21 protein-coding genes and 3 tRNA genes are annotated in these 20936 nt (G+C 40.3%); 1 reads left to right on the forward strand and 23 read right to left on the reverse strand.

Features of this window, described 5'->3' with window-relative positions; genetic code table 11:
- Positions 1-38 precede the first annotated feature (38 nt).
- Positions 39-1310 (forward strand): outer membrane protein transport protein, encoded by a 1272-nt coding sequence (locus VH441_RS05165; protein WP_434352607.1) that lies wholly within the window; start codon positions 39-41, stop codon positions 1308-1310.
- Between the two features lie 102 nt (positions 1311-1412).
- Here VH441_RS05165 and VH441_RS05170 read toward each other — a convergent pair whose 3' ends face one another.
- The 23 genes from VH441_RS05170 to VH441_RS05280 form a co-directional block, all read right to left on the reverse strand.
- Positions 1413-1745, reverse strand: a complete 333-nt coding sequence (locus VH441_RS05170; RefSeq protein WP_434352608.1) for a beta-lactamase hydrolase domain-containing protein — start codon at positions 1743-1745, stop codon at positions 1413-1415.
- A gap of 25 nt (positions 1746-1770) precedes the next feature.
- Positions 1771-2103 carry a TIGR01244 family sulfur transferase gene (locus VH441_RS05175; protein ID WP_434352609.1) on the reverse strand — a complete coding sequence of 111 codons (333 nt, stop codon included), beginning with the start codon at positions 2101-2103 and terminating at the stop codon, positions 1771-1773.
- A gap of 199 nt (positions 2104-2302) precedes the next feature.
- Positions 2303-3352, reverse strand: coding sequence for a PilW family protein (locus VH441_RS05180; RefSeq protein WP_434352610.1), 1050 nt, complete (start codon positions 3350-3352; stop codon positions 2303-2305).
- A gap of 24 nt (positions 3353-3376) precedes the next feature.
- Positions 3377-3919, reverse strand: coding sequence for a type IV pilus modification protein PilV (gene pilV / locus VH441_RS05185; protein WP_434352611.1), 543 nt, complete (start codon positions 3917-3919; stop codon positions 3377-3379).
- 23 nt (positions 3920-3942) lie between these two features.
- On the reverse strand, positions 3943-4716 hold the full coding sequence (locus tag VH441_RS05190; RefSeq protein ID WP_434352612.1) for a ComF family protein: 774 nt from the start codon (positions 4714-4716) through the stop codon (positions 3943-3945).
- A 9-nt stretch (positions 4717-4725) separates the two neighbouring features.
- Positions 4726-6000 carry a phospholipase A gene (locus tag VH441_RS05195; protein WP_434352613.1) on the reverse strand — a complete coding sequence of 425 codons (1275 nt, stop codon included), beginning with the start codon at positions 5998-6000 and terminating at the stop codon, positions 4726-4728.
- Between the two features lie 74 nt (positions 6001-6074).
- Positions 6075-6551: a DUF3465 domain-containing protein gene (locus VH441_RS05200; RefSeq protein WP_434352614.1), complete on the reverse strand. Its 477-nt coding sequence runs from the start codon at positions 6549-6551 to the stop codon at positions 6075-6077.
- Between the two features lie 145 nt (positions 6552-6696).
- Positions 6697-8541 carry a protein-disulfide reductase DsbD gene (dsbD, locus tag VH441_RS05205; RefSeq protein ID WP_434352615.1) on the reverse strand — a complete coding sequence of 615 codons (1845 nt, stop codon included), beginning with the start codon at positions 8539-8541 and terminating at the stop codon, positions 6697-6699.
- A 73-nt stretch (positions 8542-8614) separates the two neighbouring features.
- Complete coding sequence (locus VH441_RS05210) at positions 8615-9586, reverse strand: hypothetical protein (protein ID WP_434352616.1); 972 nt, start codon at positions 9584-9586, stop codon at positions 8615-8617.
- A 219-nt stretch (positions 9587-9805) separates the two neighbouring features.
- Positions 9806-9881: transfer RNA gene (locus VH441_RS05215), tRNA-His, on the reverse strand.
- Between the two features lie 46 nt (positions 9882-9927).
- Positions 9928-10004 (reverse strand) — tRNA-Arg (locus VH441_RS05220).
- A gap of 66 nt (positions 10005-10070) precedes the next feature.
- Positions 10071-10147, reverse strand: a tRNA-Pro gene (locus tag VH441_RS05225).
- Positions 10148-10251: 104 nt separating this feature from the next.
- A complete protein-coding gene (locus VH441_RS05230) occupies positions 10252-11601 on the reverse strand; it encodes a 5-methylcytosine restriction system specificity protein McrC (RefSeq protein WP_434352617.1) in 1350 nt (449 codons plus the stop codon).
- A 131-nt stretch (positions 11602-11732) separates the two neighbouring features.
- Entirely contained in the window at positions 11733-13079 is a 1347-nt protein-coding gene (locus VH441_RS05235; RefSeq protein ID WP_434352618.1) for an McrB family protein, read from the reverse strand.
- A 6-nt stretch (positions 13080-13085) separates the two neighbouring features.
- On the reverse strand, positions 13086-13886 hold the full coding sequence (locus tag VH441_RS05240) for an META domain-containing protein (RefSeq protein WP_434352619.1): 801 nt from the start codon (positions 13884-13886) through the stop codon (positions 13086-13088).
- 9 nt (positions 13887-13895) lie between these two features.
- Entirely contained in the window at positions 13896-14528 is a 633-nt protein-coding gene (locus VH441_RS05245; protein ID WP_434352620.1) for a glutathione S-transferase family protein, read from the reverse strand.
- Between the two features lie 51 nt (positions 14529-14579).
- A complete protein-coding gene (locus VH441_RS05250) occupies positions 14580-14924 on the reverse strand; it encodes a rhodanese-like domain-containing protein (protein ID WP_434352621.1) in 345 nt (114 codons plus the stop codon).
- A 140-nt stretch (positions 14925-15064) separates the two neighbouring features.
- Complete coding sequence (gene hisC, locus VH441_RS05255) at positions 15065-16171, reverse strand: histidinol-phosphate transaminase (protein WP_434352622.1); 1107 nt, start codon at positions 16169-16171, stop codon at positions 15065-15067.
- Positions 16172-16381: 210 nt separating this feature from the next.
- Positions 16382-17674: a histidinol dehydrogenase gene (gene hisD / locus VH441_RS05260; protein WP_434352623.1), complete on the reverse strand. Its 1293-nt coding sequence runs from the start codon at positions 17672-17674 to the stop codon at positions 16382-16384.
- Between the two features lie 97 nt (positions 17675-17771).
- Positions 17772-18434: an ATP phosphoribosyltransferase gene (hisG, locus tag VH441_RS05265; RefSeq protein WP_434352624.1), complete on the reverse strand. Its 663-nt coding sequence runs from the start codon at positions 18432-18434 to the stop codon at positions 17772-17774.
- Between the two features lie 154 nt (positions 18435-18588).
- Positions 18589-19875, reverse strand: coding sequence for a UDP-N-acetylglucosamine 1-carboxyvinyltransferase (gene murA, locus VH441_RS05270; RefSeq protein ID WP_434352625.1), 1287 nt, complete (start codon positions 19873-19875; stop codon positions 18589-18591).
- Positions 19876-19990: 115 nt separating this feature from the next.
- A complete protein-coding gene (locus VH441_RS05275) occupies positions 19991-20233 on the reverse strand; it encodes a BolA family protein (protein WP_434352626.1) in 243 nt (80 codons plus the stop codon).
- 131 nt (positions 20234-20364) lie between these two features.
- On the reverse strand, positions 20365-20781 hold the full coding sequence (locus VH441_RS05280) for a YraN family protein (RefSeq protein ID WP_434352627.1): 417 nt from the start codon (positions 20779-20781) through the stop codon (positions 20365-20367).
- Between the last annotated feature and the right edge of the window lie 155 nt (positions 20782-20936).

Raw genomic sequence — 20936 nt, forward strand, 5'->3', positions numbered from 1 at the left:
TTTAACGTTTTATTCCAAAAAGGGTTTTTATCTTTTATATGAAACTATCTCATTTATCATTGGCTATGATTGCTTCTGTTAGCATAGCAACCATATCTCACGCTGCTGGTCTTGAGCGTTCTCAACAACCAATTTTACCTTTGTTTATAGAAGGCAACTATGCCGAAGTAAACTATGCCTACGTAAATCCTGATTTAAAAGGTACCGATGCTTTAGGTAATAAAGTCCCCAACATGATGGAAGACTATGGCATGGTCGGTGCGGTTGCAAAAATAGCGCCAACAAAAAACAGTGCCGTAGCGTTGTTTTACAATGGTCCTTGGGGCGTTGACTCAAGCTACCCTACTGGTAATATGTTTAACAACCAGTATGGCGCAACAGAAGCCCATGTTAAAACCGAGAGCATTGGTATTGTGGCTGCTGGTAAACCAACCGACCGTAACATTTGGGTTTATGGCGGTGTTGAGCATCAATCAATTTCTGGTAATGTAAAAGGGGCTACACCCGTTGGTCTAAGTAAGGTTTTAGAAAGAGCCAATGTTTCTCAAGATGCTTACCAACAATTAATAAAAGGACAAAAAGCTGGCGTGCTCAATGCCGAACAAGCTGGTCAGTTAAAAGCATTACAGACTTCATCCTTAGCACCAACGCTTTATAATTTAGACTTTGATAAAGAAACGACCTGGGTACCTATGGTTGGTGTTGCCTTTGAAAAACCAGAAATCGCCATGCGTACTGCTATTACCTACCGTGCCCCTGCTAAGTACAGCGTACATGGCATTGAAACCATTTCATCACCACTGGGCACTTCAGATGAAACACATAGCTTAACCGATGTTACTTTCCCTCAGTCTGTGTCTGTTGATTTTCAGACAGGGTTAAGCCGTAAGCACCAGCTATTGGGCATGGTTAATGCCCGTTGGGTAGAATGGTCAAAGTTTGAAGTGTCTCCACCATTAAGCACCCAATTAAGAAATGGTGAACCATTAGCTGAATATGCCGATGACCAATACTCGGTAGAAGTCGCCGTTGCGAAACAGTTTACACCTAGATTTGCTGCTGAGATTCGTGCAGCTTATGACAGTGGAACCGGTCAACCATTAAGCTTACTTGGTCCTTATAATGCGGTTACCAGCTTGGCTATTGGTGCAGAGTACGACTTAACCGATCAGCTTACTGTTGGTGGCGGTGCACAATATCTGCATATTGAAGGGGGAGAAATACCTTCAGATGATCCCAAGACGCCTGCTTTATCGATGGAAGATTCTGACGGTTATGCACTGGGTATGAAGGTTGGCTATCATTTTTAATGTTTTTTAAATATCAAATTTATAATACATGAAAAGAGACCGCTCAATTGAGCGGTCTCTTTTTATAACGATGATATATATTAGCTAATTGCTATTGGTCTGTTAGTCTAATAATCCAGAAACCAAAGCCGCCTGATAAATGAGTTTGGCTCTAACCCCTGTTTGACAATACATATAAACAGGGTGTTCGACTTGGTTAAAGTACTCAGCAAATTCGGTAACCTGTGCATGACTTAACTCAGATGCCGCAAACGGAATGGCCTTAAAGGCGATACCTACCTGATGACAGCTTTTTTCAATCTCAGCATGTGTCGGCTGGTGTTTGCATTCATCATTTTTGCAAAAACATATGATGGTTTTATAGCCTTTTTGGGCAATTTGCGCGACTTGCTCATTACCAATTTGTGGTGCATTCGTGATTTGATGTTTCTTCATATTTAATACAATATAGAGCTTTATATTACTCGTTAATTAATCCCATCTGCACAGCCGTTTGATAAATCACATTTGAGCGATTTCCAGAACGGCAAAACATAAATACAGGCTGTTCTGCTTGATTAAAATATTCAGCAAACTCTACCACTAACTGCTCGGTTAAATCATTACCAGAAAATAAAAACTCGCCATACGCAAGCCCAGCTTGCTCACACGCATCCGCAATCTGTTTACTGGTTGGCTGATCTATTTCTTCACCATCTGGACGGTTATTAATCACGGTTTTAAAACCTTGTTGTACAATGCCTTCAATACGGTCAACCGTAATTTGTGGTGAAAATATTACGTCATTTGCCATTAGTTTATTATCCTTTTAATTTGTATCTATTATGCTCGGTTCTGATTTTTATCAGCTGTTTTAACCAAGCACTTTAAAACCTAAAGTCCAAAATTATGCTAAAGTTATCTCGAGCTTGTCTTCAAACTTATCAATGGTACGAGAGTATATCACATACTGCTTATTTCATACCGTCCTGTTTTATTACCGCCCTGCTTTATTAATAGATGGCTCTGGCGTTTCTTAGTAAAATAGTCGACTCTAAAACTTGTCTATTAAAATTACCCATGTCCTGCTTGGTATTGAGCATCAAATTTTGTTTATCTAACACTTTAAAACGATCTTGTGGATGAGGCAGCTGCTTTTTAAAAGCATTAACCTGATTAATTTGCGAATGCATGAGTAAGCCAAACCTTACACTCACAATTCGTTTATTCAACTCATCAAAGCCCTGTGCTTGTTCGGCATTATTGGCTGCAATATACTCAATTGTATTGACTGCATCCTCATTGGCTTGAGAGTCGTTATCCATATCACTCACGCCATACATCACCCGAAAATAATCAACATTGGGGATAATAACACTTCCTCTACCAGAAAAATATGATTTTACTGTTTTGCCATTGGGTTTGGTATAAACACTAATATCAACCCATTGAGTGATGTCTTCCATACGTTTTGCTACCACTTTAAAATTGCTAGAAGCACATGCCAACGCCGTCGCATTTTTATCTTTGCGCACAAAATAACGCTCAATAACATAATAGCCTTTAGGGATGCCCCTGCCCTGACAATCATAATGCCCACTATTTGGCATTAAATATAAAATGGTTAATTGGTCGCTTTTTTGTTGTAAAACATTACTGCTACCAACAGCCGAACGTGACAACAAACGCTTTGGAACCGCTGCATTACCCAACCTAATGCCATGCAAATTTGTGCTAACTGCATTATCAATACTGCCAAATGCTTGGTTAGGTGCTGTCATCACAATACCACCATACACGGTGTCTTGCTTGAGTATGTGACCCGAGTGCTGATGATTTGCCTTTGCGCCCATTCCTGCTTTACGTATTTGCTTTTTAACAAAGTTAATTGAAAAAACCATAGTATCTTGCAAGTCTGCATGAGCAGACTGACGTTTTACTGAGCCAGCATTATGATATAAAACTTGTAATACCGCAGCGATGATTATCAAGCCAATGCTAAGTGCAATTAACAACTCTATGTAAGTAAAACCAGTTTGAGAAGGTGTTTTATTTTTTGGCATATTTTTGCATGCTTATTGCTTAAATTAACTGAGTTCAGCAATTAAACAAGTAGTGTTTGGATGGTACACACCTTTATGATTGACACAAGCATTCAGCCCTTCACCTACAATCGCTAACGTATTTTGCCACGCAATAATTGCACAATACACACCCTGTCGTTGATTGGTTGGGCAAGGTATCATTTGAATTGTTAACCCGGTCTGTTGTGTTTTTTTGGTGATAACATAGGCCTCTGCCGCCGCCAACTGCTGTGCTGTACATAAATTTGACGTACCTGAAGATGATAACTCAAACCCACAAAGCTGATTGGGTTTAGCCACACTGGCGCTAGAACGCTGATTAATTTGATTAGAAAAAACATGAATGGCTGACGGATTTGCCCTTACCGTTTGTCCAAGCTGCTGCATAATTAGATTAGCGGTCGTTCTTTTAGCGGACTCATTGGTTAATTTGATTGCTGTCATTTGTAAAGCACTATATCCTAATACCGCAATGGCTAACAACAGCAAAGCTACCAGTACTTCTATCAGCCCAACACCATATTGGCTGGCTTTACTTAAACGCATCAAACATCCCTGTTATTTGTTTTTTATTTCAATCTATTGTCACCATTTATATGCCGATATGCAAGACAAAATCCCTGTAACTGTGGTGTGTGATTAGTTTTTTGAATTGGCGGAGACCAGATAGGCGATATCGTGTTCGCTAAAGCGGTCATGGTTGCACCTGTCGTAACCACATCATCAAACAACAAAATGCGTTTTCTTGGGATTTGCTTAGTAACAACAAACGCACCATTTAGGTTATTTAAGCGTTCAACTCTTGATAACCCACGTTGGCTTACGCTGTCATCAACTCGAGCCACACCTCGCCATATCGGGATACCCCAATGTTTAGAAAGATAAGGTGCCAACACACTAACAGGATCAAACCCGCGGTGTTTTAATCGAGACTTGGTAGTTGGCATTGGCAGGATAACCGCATTGGAAGAATGACAACCATGCGGACGTGGCAACTGGTGAATTAAATGAACCAAAATGGGTAATTGTGTCATATCCTCATGAAACTTAAAACGACGAATGACCGAATCAATCGGATGTTGATATAAACTGGCAGGGTATATAGGTAGGTTTCCACCATTAATGACCAACTCAAAGTTTTTAGGCAACCACGCAATGGTATTATGGCAAGCATCACAAAGCACGCCCGTATCAAAACGTGTTAGTAATTTTATAGAGGGTTTCTGCTGGCAAATTGATGCGGATTTAGGGAATGATTTTTTACTGTAGTTAACACCACACAAATGGCAACGCTGATGAACATAACTCGCCATCAGCATGCCAAATTGGTAAGGTAAAGGCATAAACAGGTTTTATAAACCTTGCCAGTCATTTAGCATGACGCCAACACCAACCGTGGTGTCTTCATGATTGTAGTCAATAATCGACTCACCATAACCATGGAAAAGTTGCAAATACATACTGACGCCATTATCAAGCTCATGCGTATAATCAACTTGCACCGCTCCCTTGCCAGTACTTGGGTTAAGCCTAAAGGTGCCTGCAACGTTGTTTTTGTCATCTAATGGATAAAACACTTTGACATCACCAAAACCATAAAAATCTTCGATATCTGGGTTATCATCGTCCTTATCTTTTTCAGTTTCAAGACGTTTAGAAAAACGAGGAATAACCGTTAAGTCACCCCATTCGGCACCTGCCATAAGGTACATTTTATTCCATGAACGTGATAATGGATCATCTTCACCATTTGAATGGTGCATCAATCCTGCCCCAATCATCCGCAGCTGACCATTAAAAGGTAACTCTGCTGTAACAGGTTGAGTCACAAAGATTTCGGGCATATAATCGCTTGCACGAAACGGATGAGAGTTATCTTCATTGTAAACTTGCCAATGCGATTGTTGGGTATAACCAAACCATAAATCCGCATTGGTATCAAACAAGTCTTCTGCTACTTTGGTTTTTACCGACAATTGATATTTGGCTTCTGGCGCACGGTAAGTATCGCCCATTGGCTTAGGCGAAGGCTGGTTTGGTGAACTTGGTGTACGATTTGGCTTATCATGCACAAACACAGGCAAAACATACATTGGGTTATGCGCACGCAATTTAAAATTACCAACTTCACTGTTTTTATCTAAATCATATGCCAAACTCAATGGAGAATATTTTTCTACATCTCTTTGAGTAACCCCAACCTGTCCTAAAACTTGATTATCAAACGCTTGTTTGCCATTTTCTTGTTGTTTAGCCTTTTTATTATCACTAGGTTCTTTGTCAACCTCTTCTACAATGTATCCTGCTCTTTCACCCTCAAGCACCACTTCAGGTTTACCTTTAATAGCTGACTGAAAAGTTTTTCCTAAGTCGATTGCTGCCTTCTCTGCCACAAAATTTGGTAGTTCTGCTTTGGCTGAAACTTTGTCATAACAAGCCAAGCGAGCAGCATCTTTGTTTACTTGAGCACAGGCTAAAAACAACTCTGTGCTTGGTTTAACGGTAACCTCTGGCGTTGCATTGGCAACAGACGTCACTGCCAACATACTCATTAATAATACTGTTTTACCTTGAGATTTATTACCATATATTTTTTTACCATATTGTCGGTTCACTAACTGCCGCATCCAACTCTCTCCAAATTAATAAGCTACCTTATATTAAAGGTATACAATTTTAACGATATTTTTTAGGATCCACACTATTCGTAGCGCTTACCATCAACTTCTATCCAACCACCTTGATGACGCCCCGCTGGGTCATGATGTGTCCAATGAACTACACCACCTTTTTCTGTATATTCATATTCGCCATAAAAATTGATTTTTTTGCCTTTTTTTGCTGTTTTTGCCTTGGGTGCAAGATCAATATTATGTGCTATTAAAATCGTATGACGTGGTTTTACATCATTTAATGCAACAATCATACGTTGATGCTGACTACCCTTGGTATCATCTGGCAACATGGCAACAATGGTAGCGCAGCCTTTTACTTGCACATTAGACTTTTTTTGATTAAAGGCTTTGACGATCGCTTGATTATGACAACTAATTGAAATCTTGTTTTGTTTTACGGCTTCTTGTCCCGCCACTTGATTACTATTTTCGTTAGCATCACCAATAGGTGGCTGGCAAGCCAAAAGTGTACCCAAAAAACTACCAAAGAACAGTGTTTTCATTATTGTATTTTTAAAAAAAGTAGCATCAACTCGCATAAAAACTCTTTAAATTTAGTGGTTTTGCATATCATATTACAATTAAAAAACACATTATACTTAATTATTAATCACCAATGTAGTCACTAACTAGAAATAATTTTCACCCTCATTTTTTATTTAAAATATTCAAAGCTTGCTCAAACTGTTTACGTTTTGTTTCTCCAACCTGGATAGCTTGCAGCTGCCCTTCTTTGTAATACAGTAGTGCAGGTGGTCCAAACAATTTATACCTAGCAAGCACCGCTTTACTATCATCGGCATCAGTAATATCCAGTTTAATCAGCTGCCAATTATTCAGCTCGGCGGGTGGGTTTACAAATAAGTTTTTTTCCATAATACGACATTCAACGCACCAATCTGCCACAATATCCACAACCACTTTTGGTTGCTGTGCTAATTGCTCATCAAGTTTTGCTAACTGAGTGAGTTTGATGTCTGACTTTTTATCATTTGTTAACGGCACTGGCTGGTTAATTTGACTCAAAGGTCTCATACTATCTGTACTGCCAGTGATGGCACCGACTGCAAGGCAAATTGCCCAAATAAAAGTGATGCTGGCAAGCAATTTGCTAAGGATTTGCCATTTTCCAGCCCATCGCCAAAGCCAATAAGCCATCCACACAAACCAAGCAGACCATAAAGCCAACATCCATGAGCTTACGAAAACACGTTCAAGCATCATAATAGCTAACGCAAACATAAGATAAGCAAAACCTTGCTTAACCCAGTTCATCCACTCGCCAGCTTTTAGCATAACCTTGCCCTGTGTAGCCGCAAATATAACCAAAGGTAAAGACAAACCCAAACCAAGTAAAAATAACGCAATAAAACCAAGTCCAACATTGCCAATGGCAGCAACAGCAAATAAAGCGCCCGATAACGGTGCTGTAACGCAAGGCGAAACCACCAACGCCGATAACAGCCCGACTAAAAAGCTACCACTAACACTACCAAGCTTATTATTTGCAGACTGGCTTAATTTTTGTAAGGGTTGGCTAATTGCCAATGGCAACCTTAAAACAACCAACTCCAACATATACAGCCCCAGTAATAAAAATATGAAGGCAAACCCAATTAATACTATTGGATTTTGTAACCAACTTACAATCCCTAAAGACTCCCCCACATAGGCAATGAGTGCCCCTAATAGCCCATAAGCAACTGCAACGCCCAAAGCATAGCTACCACTTAATGCAACTGCCCTTTTGGCACTCACCTCATTTTGTTGTGCCACAATGTTTGCCACAATCGGCAACATTGGCAACACACAAGGGGTTAATGACAGCCCTAGCCCCGCCAAAAATATTAGCCCCAATGCTACAGCAGGGTTGCTTGCCAGTCCAAAAGGGTCAAATTTTTGTCCAATACCAATTTCATCAGCGTCATATAATGGCTGGTGACTCAAGGTATAACCACTTGTTATTTGATTAACTGCCGTGACATCGGATTGCGCTAGTACTTGAGCATTTGTTGCCTTTTTGCCTTCATCTTTGATACCAAAGCCTTCAGCTATTTTATCCGTCGTATTGTCATCGTTTTTTGAATCAACCGTTACCTTAATTTTTTGTGGTGGATAGCAAAGTCCTGCTTTTGCACACCCCTGCCATTGGATAGCAAGCTCTGTTTTGTTTGTTAAGCCACTTAAGTTAGCTGACGCAACAACATTTGTTTGATCAAACACTGCAACTCTACCAAACAAAGGATCTTCAATAAATTTTACTGGCTGGTTAAAAGTAAACTTAGATGCCGTTGTACCTTCTGGCAACCCCAGTTTAATTTTATCCTGATAAACATAATGCCCATCAGTAATATCAAAGTTTAAATGTAATTGCTGCCCATCAACCGTCGCTGTTACATCAAATGCCTGCTCTACAGGTAAAAATTTGCTAGTTGTATTATCATTATTAAACAAGCTATTTAAGCTAACCGCATTGGCATGATGGCTTGGCACAAAAAATAACCCTAAACACAGGGGTATTAATATAAATGTATATAAAAAAATTGTTCTATTAGGATTAGCAAAACTACTGCGAAGCATCATCTTCACCTTCTTTTTTTTGTGTTGGCATCTCTGGCATCACACCTTGCATTAATAATAAGTCAAGATGCTTCATCTGTAATTTTTTATCAAATTCATTCACTTCGGCTATCAACATTTTTTCAATACGTTTGTCGGTAGCATAAGTGCTTAAACGTGCACAAATAACCGCAAGTTGATACACTCGCTGCTTACTATGCACATCCAGCGTTTGTAATAAACGCACCAACTGAGGCGTTGCTAAACTGGCATATTCAACTTCAGCTATCGCATTTTCTGCTAATGCCGTGACCCCATAATTAATAGACAAATAAGCAAAATAATAACAGCAAAATAAATACCCTAAAACATGCCCAATGTAATGCGCTTTATCATAAGTAAAACTCATAACACCAAAATGCCCCAACACATAGCTGTTAATACTGGTTTGATCGGCTACAACATCTTGATCGTGACGTACACGACCAACCGTTGGTAGTCGTAAATAATTTCGCCCTTGCGAGCTCATTTGCCAACCAACCGCCTCATGTGAAGGCATATGTAAAACCAGCTCGGCGATAATGTCATCCACAATGTGAATTTGCTCCCACAAGCGTCTGACACCATCCGCATCAGCAATTGAGCGCTTGTCTAACTCTGCCGACATAACAAAGTGTTCATACTCAACAAACTGATGTTTTAATGCTTTTATTAAATACGTGGGTTTAATGCCATCATCGGCATGGTAATACTGGCGTGTACGCTCTTGCTGAGCTTGATATAAATCTCGTCTGTTTTTTGCCGCACGTTTGTTGCTAGCCGAGTCTATTTTATTGATAACGGCTTGTGGCTCAACATCATACAGGGCAAGCAGTGTTTCTTTAGTGGTCACTTGCATATTTTGCTGTTGTGATGATTGCCCTATCTCAGTTTCAGGCAATTCTTTTGTCTTGTTAGGCTGTTCGTCAGACTTGGTCATATCATCTTCTTTTAGTCAGTTTTCTTTTATCTGTTACTTTTTTAATAGCTTAGACAAAATTGTAGCATATTTATACGCTCATCACAGATATCACACAAACTATGATTAACCTAACTTTAACTGGGTTATAAACATAAATATATAGATACAAAAAAACCCTGCCAATATAAATTGTCAGGGTTGCTATAAAATATATAAATAAAACTAAGTAAAATAATTTGGGGCGAATGACGGGGATCGAACCCGCGACAACCAAGATCACAACCTGGGGCTCTACCAACTGAGCTACATCCGCCATAATGACACCAGAGTTAAGAAGGTACTGATGTGTATCAGGCAAATGGCGCGCCTGGCAGGATTCGAACCTGCGACCACCTGCTTAGAAGGCAGATGCTCTATCCAACTGAGCTACAGGCGCTCATAAAAATTGCTTACGCGTATAAACTTATAAACAAAAAAAAGCCTGTAAGGCTCTTTATACAGTTGGTCGGAGAGGAGGGATTCGAACCCCCGACCCTCTGGTCCCAAACCAGATGCGCTACCAGACTGCGCTACACTCCGAATTTACTGCATTAACAACAGTGTTGGCGTTTGTTATGCCTCGCTGTTGAGGTGCATATAATACTGCCAAGGTTAAATACTGTCAACACTTTTTTAGCTTTTTTTTAATTATTTTTAAATAAAATTTTACCCGTCATAACATCAAACGGTATTAACCTAATTTTTGGCTGAGTCGATTGCTTACAACTATCTGTTTCCTCAGTCTTTTTTAGATTTCCTAATGGTAGGGTTTGTAAGCTAACCGGTTGAGTGACACCTTCACTTATCGGATAAATAAGCCATGCCTGCTCTGCTTGTAAAAACTGCTGATAAGTATAAAGCTGATATAAATCAGCAGAACTGATTTGTTTTAACTGCGTTATGGCTTTATATTTAACGTCTGCCACTACCAAAGGTTGGGCTGCAGTCGGCAAGGTCATATCCTGTGGATAAATTAACACATCTGGTTTTAAAGCACGGTGATACGCTTTATCACCCTCACTTTGTAACCATGTAAAACTTTTTTGTGTTTGTACCCTGCCTTTTACGCTATCGGCAAGCTTGATACTCACCCACCTTTCAAACGCTTGCTGCATATCTATCATCACTGCTGGCACAAAATCTGTACCCAATACAGGGTGTGTGTTTAGGTTTTTTTTCATTTGTAAAATTAACCAAGCCAACTCGATTGCCATATCCAGCTGCTGCCAGCTATAGGTATCTCGCTGTGCTTTACTCGCGAGTAAAAGCTGCTTTAACTGTTGATAACTTGCTTGCCACTGTTGAGCAGGCAGTATTGCTTTTGATAGCACAATGGTTTCAACTGCTGGCATCACATCACTTGGCAAATTTATGTCACTCATGCCAAGCGCGTTTAGTTTTTGCAACGCTGTCAAAAAAAATTGCCCCCAAAGTGGATGCAAGTCTAACTGTTGTTGGCTGGTATAGCGATAATGAGGACGATGCGCATTGTGGTTTATTTGCTCTTTGATGAGCAACTTGCCCTGTGCCTGTGGATTGTTTTGCATTGCCTGTTGATAATGACGAGGTAGCAGCGTTGGCAACTGTCGTAACAACCCACACCATATCTTAATCAGCGGCTGTAACCAGGTAGTTGATTGTTCATTATTTAAAAAGTTAGACTTAGTTTGCCCTGTGGATAACATATCCAGTGGCTGTGCTGTCAAACCATAGATATCCTCAAGCATTTGCAAAACCCATTGCCGAGTTTGGCTTTGATTGCCAACCGCATCTTTACTAATTTTGGGTAAGACTTCTAGCACGGTGCCACTAGGCAAACGAATAACCGCAAGATAATGATTGACTTTAACCACCACTTGCCCAGCATAACCAATACGAAAACAAGGTAATTGCCCAACTTCGATTTGTGCCAATAGCCAATGAAAATCGGTTTGGATAACAAAATCTGATTGCTGTATGGTTTGGTGTTCAAAAACGGTTATGAGGTTTGTCATGTACATTACTGTTACAGTCGTGATTTGAAGTTATAAACTTAATGTTGAGGCAATCAATCTAAAAAATAATGGTTGAAAAATATAACGACAGAAAAATAAAGACTGAAACCTTTTATTATTCATGTCGTCACCTAATACAACCCCTTAAACGCCTCTACCTTTATAAACTCATTATCTGTAGATGAACCCTCAACAGCTTCTATTAAGTTAGGATTAAGCTGATAACTGGTTTGGCTTGCCATTGCACTATTTATGGCAAATTGAGGTTGTACGGGCTGACTAGTTAAAGGGACTAGCCAAGGTATCATGGTATCTTCAAGCCGAAAAATTTGAGCCAATGCTTGCGGTTGATGTTGTGCAACATTTAGTAATTGGGGCATCACTTGCCGTGCCATAACCTTTAATAAGTCGGCAACTGTTTGCACCTGATAAAAATATGTCTGCCCTAGCCCTGCTTGCCCGCCCAAGGTTGCCATGATACGCCCATTTAAACCATCTAACAATTTACCCAAGTCAATCATTGCCCCATCAACATCGGCTACCTGCCCTAAGGTGGCACTATCTGGCAACATTTCTACAAATTCAAACCGCCGACGAAAAGCACTATCTAAAACCGTTAGTGAATGATCTTGAGTATTCATTGTGGCATAAATGTCCACATTGCTGGGCACACTAAATGGAATTTGCGAATACGCCAAATTCACACTCATTGCATTAGCTTGCCCGGCACGTTTGCTCGGCTCAATCAGGCTCATTAGTTCACCAAACACTTGCGAAACATTGGCACGGTTAATTTCATCAATCAACATGGCATAGCGGTTATTTGGGTCTTGTTGTGCTTGCTCACACAACTTAACAAAGGCACCTGCTTTGATGTCATACCTCATTTGTTGGGTGTTTGCGTCAATTTCTGGTCGGATACCTTCAACAAACTCATCATAACCGTAAGCTTGGTGAAAACTAACCATACTGTATCTTTGTATGATTTTTTGGTTTTGTTGCGACTGGGAAACACTTTTTTGGTAGTCATTTAACAAACTTTGCAAATCAGCAAGCAAAAGAATCGCGTCATAAAGTAAATACCAACTGCTGGTTTCGTCTTTATCAAAATAGGCTTGGCTGGCTTTATTTTTATAGTTAACAGTTTTAGAGTCCACGGGGCTATATTGTTGTAGCGTGCCCCAAGCAGATGATTTTAAATTATCAGTACGTTGATTAATCCCTGCTTTTGCTTGAAAAATTGGATGCTCAACAATCTCGCCAACTTTTAGCAGTTCTTGCCCTTCTTCTTTTTTTTGTAGAAAAACGAGGCAAATCACTTCACGCCAATTGAGTGTTTCAACTAAAGTCGCCAAAAGTTGGGCTTCATCAATCGGCGTAACCGCCTCGCTATATTGTTTAGCAAGTTGTTGCAGGCGATACGTTTTGCCCGTACCGGCCACCCCTGTATAAATGATGTTTTTCGGTTGAGTTTGCATGTCCGATTATTTAGCAACCTCTATTTCTACTACCATATCCAACACATAAACCAATTGCTTTCCCTTTACATCAATTGGGTCGGTTACATATTTTTTAACACGTAACAGTTTACGATACTGTGGGTCATGGCGATAACCTTTAATGGATTTATCAAACAATCGCCACTCGCCGTAGCCTGATTTTAAGCTCTTATCGTCGTAATATACCTCACGTACTTTTAAACATTGATTATTAATACCGCTATAGCACGACTGTATTTGTGGCGCAACTTCTAAAAATAGGGCTTCACCCTCACCATATTTGGCTTGGTCGGTTAACTCACCTTGCCAAGTTAGGGTTGAACCATTGGCTGTAGTCTGCATTAACTGATTGCCATTAACGGCAAGTTGACTGTCACCCGCCATTAAGCTACTTAAGGTTTGCTCAGCGGCATTTAAATCTGCACAGTACATTTGTGTACTTCTTACCATACCGGTTGTTAATGTACGGTTATTAAGTTGGTAGTGTGCATTCATCGAGTTACAGCCAACATCAAAGCTTGCTACGCCATCGCTAAAGCTTAATTTAGCAGGCTTTTTTAAGCTAATTAACGTATCCATTTTTTGATTTTGTTTATTGACAGCCGCCTTTAGTGACCACTTATGATTCATTAATACTGAATTAAGATTAGATGCTGCTGATGTAGGCATATCGTCAAATATTACCGCTTTTTGTTCAATCTCATTTGTAACAAAGTTTGGAGTTTGACAAGCAGATAAGCTGATTGCCACAAACATGGATACCACTAAATACTTCATTTGTTTCATTGTTATACCTTATGGCTTTTTCATGCCAAATTTTTCATTCATCCTGCTATAAAACCTTGCCACACCGTCACTTTGTTCTGTTGGTTTTACTTTATGCACACGCCCAAAATCTAATGCAAGATACAACACAATGTCAGCAAAACTAAGCGCATTATCTACCAAATAATCATGGTCTTTAAGAATCGCTTCAAAATATGGCAAGGCATCAACCGCTCTTTTTATCGACTTAGGCACAAACTCAGCCACTTGCTCAACACGATGAGCTTTTGATGGATGACCATGCTGAAAAGCCAGCATATAGGGATATAAAACTTCTAACTCGGCAGCTCGTCTCATGGCACAAACCTTAGCTCGATGCACGGCTCCCTGCCCCATAAGCGAGGTTTGTCCATAGGTTTTATCTAAATATTCACAAATGGCTTGCGAGTCATTAATAATAGTGCCATCTTCTAACGTTAAGACTGGCACAAGCTTTAATGGGTTAATCCTCGCAAACTCATCTGTGCTTTGCTCATCTTTGGCAAAATCTACTTCTATTATCTGTAAATCATCTAAGTTATAAATATCCAAACCCTTGGCTTGCATTAACAAAATAGGTTTGCGTGGGTTTGGTGCATATTGATTAATATATAGTTTTTTCATCGTTAATTCCTTTTAACTTTGATTCATTAAATGTGATTCACCACTGGTTAACTACATTGTTTTATTGCCATCAACAATATCCATACCTGCAGATTTAGCCCCCCTTGTGCCCCCTGTAAGGATGACAATATCTCGGCTACTATCTAAATCTTCTAATGTGTTTGCAGCCCTTGGTGCTTTACTGCCACCACCACAAAGTACATACACGGTGCCTTGTGCGTTGTCTAAAGCTTGTTTATCAATACCGGCATTGATTGGTTGGTTACTTGCGCCAGAAATGTGCCCCTCAATATAGGCAGACTCATCTCGTACATCCCAAATATTGGCATCTTCTAGGCTAACTTTTTTATCAGCCAGCTCTTTGGCAAGCTCGGTTACTGGTAGTTCTCTTATCATTTTTTATCCTTTTAAATCATCACCCTTGCATAAAAACCCTTTATTGTTAAAGTCATAAGGGATGTTGGTTTTAGCAAGCGTAGTATTACTATTATTTATTTGGCAAACCGCTCCGCACCCAACTGGTGGGCAGTAATCGCTTACAAGTTGGTAAGTGCACTCAACAAGCGTTCATTTTGCTTTGCTGTACCAATCGTAATACGTAAATATTCATTGATTCTGGGCTTGTTAAAATAACGTACGATAATACCCTGCTCACGCAACACGCCTGCCACTTGTTCGGCATTGCCTTCACAAATATTGCTTGGCGGTTTAGCAAATATAAAGTTGGCATGGGAGTCTAACACCTCAAACCCCAAATGTTGGATACCGGCAGTTAACTCGTTGCGCAAATCAATCACTTGCTGACAAACTCCTTTAAAATAGGCGGTGTCTTCCAAACTTGCGACAGCGCCAGCTTGGGCTAAACGGTCAAGCGGATAGCTATTAAAGCTGTTTTTCATACGTGTTAACGCTTCAATTAAAGAAGGGTTAGCAAACGCCATACCCACTCGCAAGCCCGCCAAAGCACGAGACTTTGAGAATGTTTGAGTCACTAACAAATTGTCATATTTATCAATTAAACTCACAGCAGAAACAGGCTGACCATCACTACTCACGGCAAAATCAATGTAGGCTTCGTCAATAACCACCACAGAGTTTGAGTGCTCCGAACATAGTTTTTCTACAACTGCTAATGACATCAACATGCCTGTTGGTGCATTAGGATTAGCAATAATGATACCCCCGCTTGGCTGTCGATAGTCATCTGGATCAATACCAAAGTCTGCCAGTAGTGGGATTCGTACCAAATCTATCCCAAAGGTATCTGCATAAACAGGATAAAAACTGTAGCCAATATCTGGGGTCAGTAACGGACGCTCTTTCATAAAAAAGCACGCAAAAACCAGTGCCAACACTTCATCCGAACCATTACCAACAAAAACTTGATTTGTTTGTACACCATACGTCGTTGCCAATGTTTGGCGAAGTGTATCTGATTCTGGCTCTGGATACAGACGCAAAGCATGCGCTTGATCGTTTAGTACATTGGCAATTGCCTCGGCAACTTTTGGCGAAGGCGGAAACGGGCTTTCATTGGTATTAAGTTTACACAAATTATCGTGCTTTGGTTGCTCGCCAGGGACATAAGGCGATAAGTTACGGGCTTTACTTGACCATAAACGGTCATCTATTTTAATTGTCATATTTTTTCTCTAAAATTTAATTGATTGATAATTTCTTATTACTTGTTTTAATTCTGCTTCACATTCTGATAGAACTTTTATAAACTGCTGATAATTGACGTAAAACTTATTCCTTTCAGACTCGATAGTCTTCTCTAAAGAATACTAACGACAGGTCTAAATCATCTGTGATGGCTAATAAGCAAACAATCTGATTATTAGTTGCCTAATTTAAGTTCGATATCTTGCCGATAACGCATGCGCCATTAAGTCCTCTTTTTGGGCAAGCTTATCTGCAACTTTAGCAAGGGGTTTGCTGCCCTCTGGCGAGCAATAAATTAACGAAGATTTTTTCTGAAAATCATAAACCCCAAGCGGTGATGAGAACCTCGCCGTGCCTGACGTTGGCAGCACATGGTTAGGACCTGCACAATAATCACCAATTGCCTCAGGGGTATGACGCCCCATAAAAATTGCCCCCGCATGGCGGATATCTTCTAACAATGCTTCTGGCTCATCTACCGACAACTCTAAGTGCTCAGGCGCAATGCGGTTAATCATAGCCATGCCTTCAGCACGGTTTTTTACTAAAATTAATGCCCCACGGTTGGCAATCGACTCACCAGCAATATCTTTTTTAGGCAACTGGGCAAGTGCTTTGTTAATCTCTGTTTCTACTTGTTTAAGTTGCTCTGCCGATGTGGTTACAAAAATCGCTTGTGCGACTGTGTCATGTTCTGCTTGTGACAATAAATCCATCGCAAGCCAATCTGCACGGTCATTATCTTGCCCTTCGGCATATACAAGCACTTCTGAAGGTCCAGCAATCATATCAATGCCAACTTGTCCAAACACTGCTCTTTTAGCAGCTGCCACAAACTTGTTGCCTGGTCCTGTAATTTTATCTACTTGTGGGATGCTATCCGTACCATAAGCCAACGCTGCTACGGCTTGGGCACCGCCAATCGTAATAACTTTATCCACCTCTGCAAGGTAAGCTGCGGCAAGTACCAACGGATTAAGCACACCTTTTGGTGCCGGCACCACCATAATCACTTGCTCAACCCCAGCTACTTTAGCAGGTATGGCATTCATCAATACCGATGAAGGATACGATGCCAACCCACCTGGCACATAAATACCCACTTTATCAAGTGCCGTTACTTTTTGCCCTAAAGTGTTACCCAACTCATCTTGGTAAGTCCAAGATGCTTGTAGCTGATGCTCATGAAATGATTTAACGCGTTCTGCTGCTGTGGTTAACGCTTGTTTAACGCCGTCATCAAGCGCATCAAAAGCCTGTTTAAGTTCAGTTTGGCTTAGATGCAGCTCATCCATGCTTGTTGCTGGATGCTGATCAAACTTTTGCGTCAATTCTAGTACGGTTTTATCGCCATTGGCACGCACTTGCGCAATAATGTCATCAACGGTTGTCAACAACTGTGGGTCATTGACGGTTTCAAAAGCAAGTAAGTCTGTTAACTGCTCATTAAAATTAGCATCTGCTGAGTTTAAACAACGCATATATCATCCTATGCAAAGATCTACAAAATAAAAACCAGTTTAGCATACTAAACTGGCATAAAAAATTTAAAAAAATGATGGGTCAGATTAACGAAACTTAACCAGCCACACTTTGTTTAAAAGAGTCTAAAATTGGCTCAAGCAATGCAAACTTGCGTTTGTAGCTTGCTTGGTTAACAATCAAACGAGACGACACTTCACAAATGTGTTCTAAAGGTTCAAGCCCGTTCGCTCGTAACGTGTTGCCAGTGTCTACCACATCCACAATCAAGTCACCCAAACCAACTAAAGGCGCAAGCTCCATCGCACCATACAGTTTAATAATATCAACTTGTTGACCACGGCTTGCAAAATACGCACGTGCCACATTCACGTATTTGGTAGCAATACGCAAGCGACGGTTTGGTAGCTCGGCATTCTTAATGCCCGCTGTCATAAGCTTACATTTAGCAATTTGTAAATCTAGTAGCTCATAAACATGTTTTGCACCATGCTCTAGTAGCACATCTTTACCAGCAACACCAACGTCTGCTGCGCCATGCTCAACATAAGTTGGTACATCACTGGCACGCAAAATAAGCACACGCACATCTGGGTTAGTCGTTGGGAAGATCAACTTACGAGATTCTTTTGGATCTTCTAATAATTCGATACCCGCATTTTTCAGCAATGGCAAAGTTTCTTTTAAAATTCGCCCTTTTGACAAGGCAAGCGTTAAACCATCAAAGTCGCTATCTGCTTGATTAATGAGTTCAGTCATAATTATTTGGTCTTATAATATTTTTTAATAACCGAAGCCAATCACTTGCTTGTTGCAATTGACTCGCTTTGGTTGTTTGATACTTTAGTTGTTTCGGTTGCTGATTATTACATCGCCTGATTATTGCATCACTTAGTATAACAGCGTTATTTTCTTATTTGCTTTTTACTCGCTCAATCACCACACCTAACCCACGTAGTTTGTTTTCTACGTCTTCATAACCACGGTCAATATGATAAATGCGATCAAGCAATGTTTTGCCACCAGCCTCAGCAACGGCTGCTGCCATCACTAACGACATAGAAGCACGTAAATCCGTCGCCATGACAGGTGCTGCTTTAAAGCCTTCTACCCCTTTTACAATGGCAGTATGACCATCGACTTTAATTTTTGCCCCTAAGCGACGCAATTCTGGCACATGCATAAAGCGGTTTTCAAAAATATTTTCAATAATGGTACTCGTGCCTTCTGCCAAACAACAAGCTGCCATGAGTTGTGCTTGCATATCTGTTGGAAACCCAGGGTGTGGTGTGGTACGGATATCCACAGCTTTTGGACGACCTTGCATTTGCACACGAATCCAATCTTCACCGGTTGTGACATTGGCACCCATTTCTTTAAACTTTTTAATAACTGGGCTTAATAATTTTTCATCGGTACGATGACAAGTCACATCGCCTTCACCAAACACAGCAGCAGACATCAACGCCCCTGCCAAATAAGAGCCTGTTTCGATACGGTCTGGCACCACTGAATACTCACAACCGTGAAGGCTTTCTACCCCTTCAATCGTCATGGTCGATGTACCAATACCAGATATTTTTGCACCCATCGCAACCAACATATTGGCAAGATCAACCACTTCTGGTTCTTTAGCACAGTTTTCTAGTACCATGGTACCTTTTACAAGAGTCGCAGCAATCAATACGTTTTCGGTACCACCAACAGTTACCATATCAAACGTGTGGTTACAACCAATTAAGCGTCCACCCTCGGGGGCTTTTGCTTTAACATAGCCGTTTTCTACAACGATACTGGCACCCATTGCTTCAAAAGCTTTTAAGTGCTGATCAACCGGACGAGAACCAATCGCACAGCCACCAGGTAGCGATACTTCTGCCTCACCAAAACGGGCCAGTAGCGGACCCAATACCAAAATAGAGGCACGCATGGTTTTTACTAGGTCATAAGGTGCAAAGTAGCTGTTAATGGTTTTTGTATTACAAGTGACTGTATCGCCCTGTTTTTCAATGACAATACCTAAGCCTTCAATCAGCTTGATAAGGGTGCGCACATCTTGCAAAGTTGGTACATTATTTAGCGTTGTTGGGCTTTCTGCCAAAATCATTGCTGCTAATAAGGGCAAAGCCGCATTTTTAGCACCTGAGATATTCACTTCACCTTTAATGGGTGTGCCACCTGTAATTAAAAACTGATCCATTGTGTTGTCTTGCCTTAAACTGTCTTAACTATAATATCTTACCATGTAAAAACTGCTATTTTTCCCTATGTAAAGAGACTTTGGCTGTGTTTTTACCGCTATTTTTTATGATACATTAACCTTGTTTTGCTTCCCACTCTGCTGGGGTTAAAGCTTGGATATTTAAGGCATGTATGGTGCCGTCAGAAATTAACTGATTTGCCAAACCAAGTACCGCCTGCTGACGCTGTACAGGGCGTTTGCCTTCAAAGCTTGCATCCACAACTCTTACGTCAAACTTGTTGCCTTCGTTTGCTGCTTGGATAAACGCATCTGGAAAGTGCGGTTGTAAAAATTCGATAAATTGATCTGCATTCATTTAATAAAAGCCTTAAAAAAATAAAATTTATTATAACAGCAGTACGGTGGGTTTAAAATGGTTTGCATGAATAAGTTGATTGTTTATACCTTTTGATAAAATTTTTCTATCAAACTCATCATAAGTTAGTCTCAAACTTCAAAAAAAGCCCCTTGAATCCATTTAGGCGGATTATCCAAACCATCAAAGCAAACCACATCAAAACGGCATTCATAATTTGCATATGCTGGATTTGCTTGCAAAAAATGCTGGGCAGCATCAATCACCTTTTTCTGCTTGGCTGGGGTTATGCTGTCAACCGCCGTGCCATACTGCCCATTTTTAGCTGTGCGTCGCCCTTTTACCTCAACAAAAACAAGCGTATCCCATGCATTGCCCTTTTGTATCATAACTAAATCAAGCTCACCCACTTTAGGCTGTAACCAATTTTGAGCAATTAAAACAAGTCCTTGATTTTTTAAATATTGACAGGCAAGCGCTTCATAATGTTTACCGATTTTTTGGTGAGGGGCGTTAAGCGTGAGTTTTGGCTGTTTGGATTGAGTCATTCATTAATCATATCACAAACATGTTAAACTATCGTTTTGATAGCCTAATAAACTTACTGATAACAAATACAATTAAGGCAACTTAATTTATATCGCTTCGGTTTAGCGTCTATTTAGTTTAGCGTCTATTCAGTATTGAAATTAGCATTAAAGTT

It is taken from the genome of Psychrobacter sp. HD31 (assembly GCF_051097895.1).
Classification (GTDB): Bacteria; Pseudomonadota; Gammaproteobacteria; order Pseudomonadales; family Moraxellaceae; genus Psychrobacter.

What these genes read in the sequence shown, in the direction of transcription:
- VH441_RS05165 (WP_434352607.1), top strand. Translation starts at nt 39, where the DNA reads ATGAAACTATCTCATTTATCATTGGCTATGATTGCTTCTGTTAGCATA.
- VH441_RS05170 (WP_434352608.1), bottom strand. Translation starts at nt 1,745, where the DNA reads ATGAAGAAACATCAAATCACGAATGCACCACAAATTGGTAATGAGCAA.
- VH441_RS05175 (WP_434352609.1), bottom strand. Translation starts at nt 2,103, where the DNA reads ATGGCAAATGACGTAATATTTTCACCACAAATTACGGTTGACCGTATT.
- VH441_RS05180 (WP_434352610.1), bottom strand. Translation starts at nt 3,352, where the DNA reads ATGCCAAAAAATAAAACACCTTCTCAAACTGGTTTTACTTACATAGAG.
- pilV (WP_434352611.1), bottom strand. Translation starts at nt 3,919, where the DNA reads ATGCGTTTAAGTAAAGCCAGCCAATATGGTGTTGGGCTGATAGAAGTA.
- VH441_RS05190 (WP_434352612.1), bottom strand. Translation starts at nt 4,716, where the DNA reads ATGCCTTTACCTTACCAATTTGGCATGCTGATGGCGAGTTATGTTCAT.
- VH441_RS05195 (WP_434352613.1), bottom strand. Translation starts at nt 6,000, where the DNA reads ATGCGGCAGTTAGTGAACCGACAATATGGTAAAAAAATATATGGTAAT.
- VH441_RS05200 (WP_434352614.1), bottom strand. Translation starts at nt 6,551, where the DNA reads ATGAAAACACTGTTCTTTGGTAGTTTTTTGGGTACACTTTTGGCTTGC.
- VH441_RS05210 (WP_434352616.1), bottom strand. Translation starts at nt 9,586, where the DNA reads ATGACCAAGTCTGACGAACAGCCTAACAAGACAAAAGAATTGCCTGAA.
- VH441_RS05230 (WP_434352617.1), bottom strand. Translation starts at nt 11,601, where the DNA reads ATGACAAACCTCATAACCGTTTTTGAACACCAAACCATACAGCAATCA.
- VH441_RS05235 (WP_434352618.1), bottom strand. Translation starts at nt 13,079, where the DNA reads ATGCAAACTCAACCGAAAAACATCATTTATACAGGGGTGGCCGGTACG.
- VH441_RS05240 (WP_434352619.1), bottom strand. Translation starts at nt 13,886, where the DNA reads ATGAAACAAATGAAGTATTTAGTGGTATCCATGTTTGTGGCAATCAGC.
- VH441_RS05245 (WP_434352620.1), bottom strand. Translation starts at nt 14,528, where the DNA reads ATGAAAAAACTATATATTAATCAATATGCACCAAACCCACGCAAACCT.
- VH441_RS05250 (WP_434352621.1), bottom strand. Translation starts at nt 14,924, where the DNA reads ATGATAAGAGAACTACCAGTAACCGAGCTTGCCAAAGAGCTGGCTGAT.
- hisC (WP_434352622.1), bottom strand. Translation starts at nt 16,171, where the DNA reads ATGACAATTAAAATAGATGACCGTTTATGGTCAAGTAAAGCCCGTAAC.
- hisD (WP_434352623.1), bottom strand. Translation starts at nt 17,674, where the DNA reads ATGCGTTGTTTAAACTCAGCAGATGCTAATTTTAATGAGCAGTTAACA.
- hisG (WP_434352624.1), bottom strand. Translation starts at nt 18,434, where the DNA reads ATGACTGAACTCATTAATCAAGCAGATAGCGACTTTGATGGTTTAACG.
- murA (WP_434352625.1), bottom strand. Translation starts at nt 19,875, where the DNA reads ATGGATCAGTTTTTAATTACAGGTGGCACACCCATTAAAGGTGAAGTG.
- VH441_RS05275 (WP_434352626.1), bottom strand. Translation starts at nt 20,233, where the DNA reads ATGAATGCAGATCAATTTATCGAATTTTTACAACCGCACTTTCCAGAT.
- VH441_RS05280 (WP_434352627.1), bottom strand. Translation starts at nt 20,781, where the DNA reads ATGACTCAATCCAAACAGCCAAAACTCACGCTTAACGCCCCTCACCAA.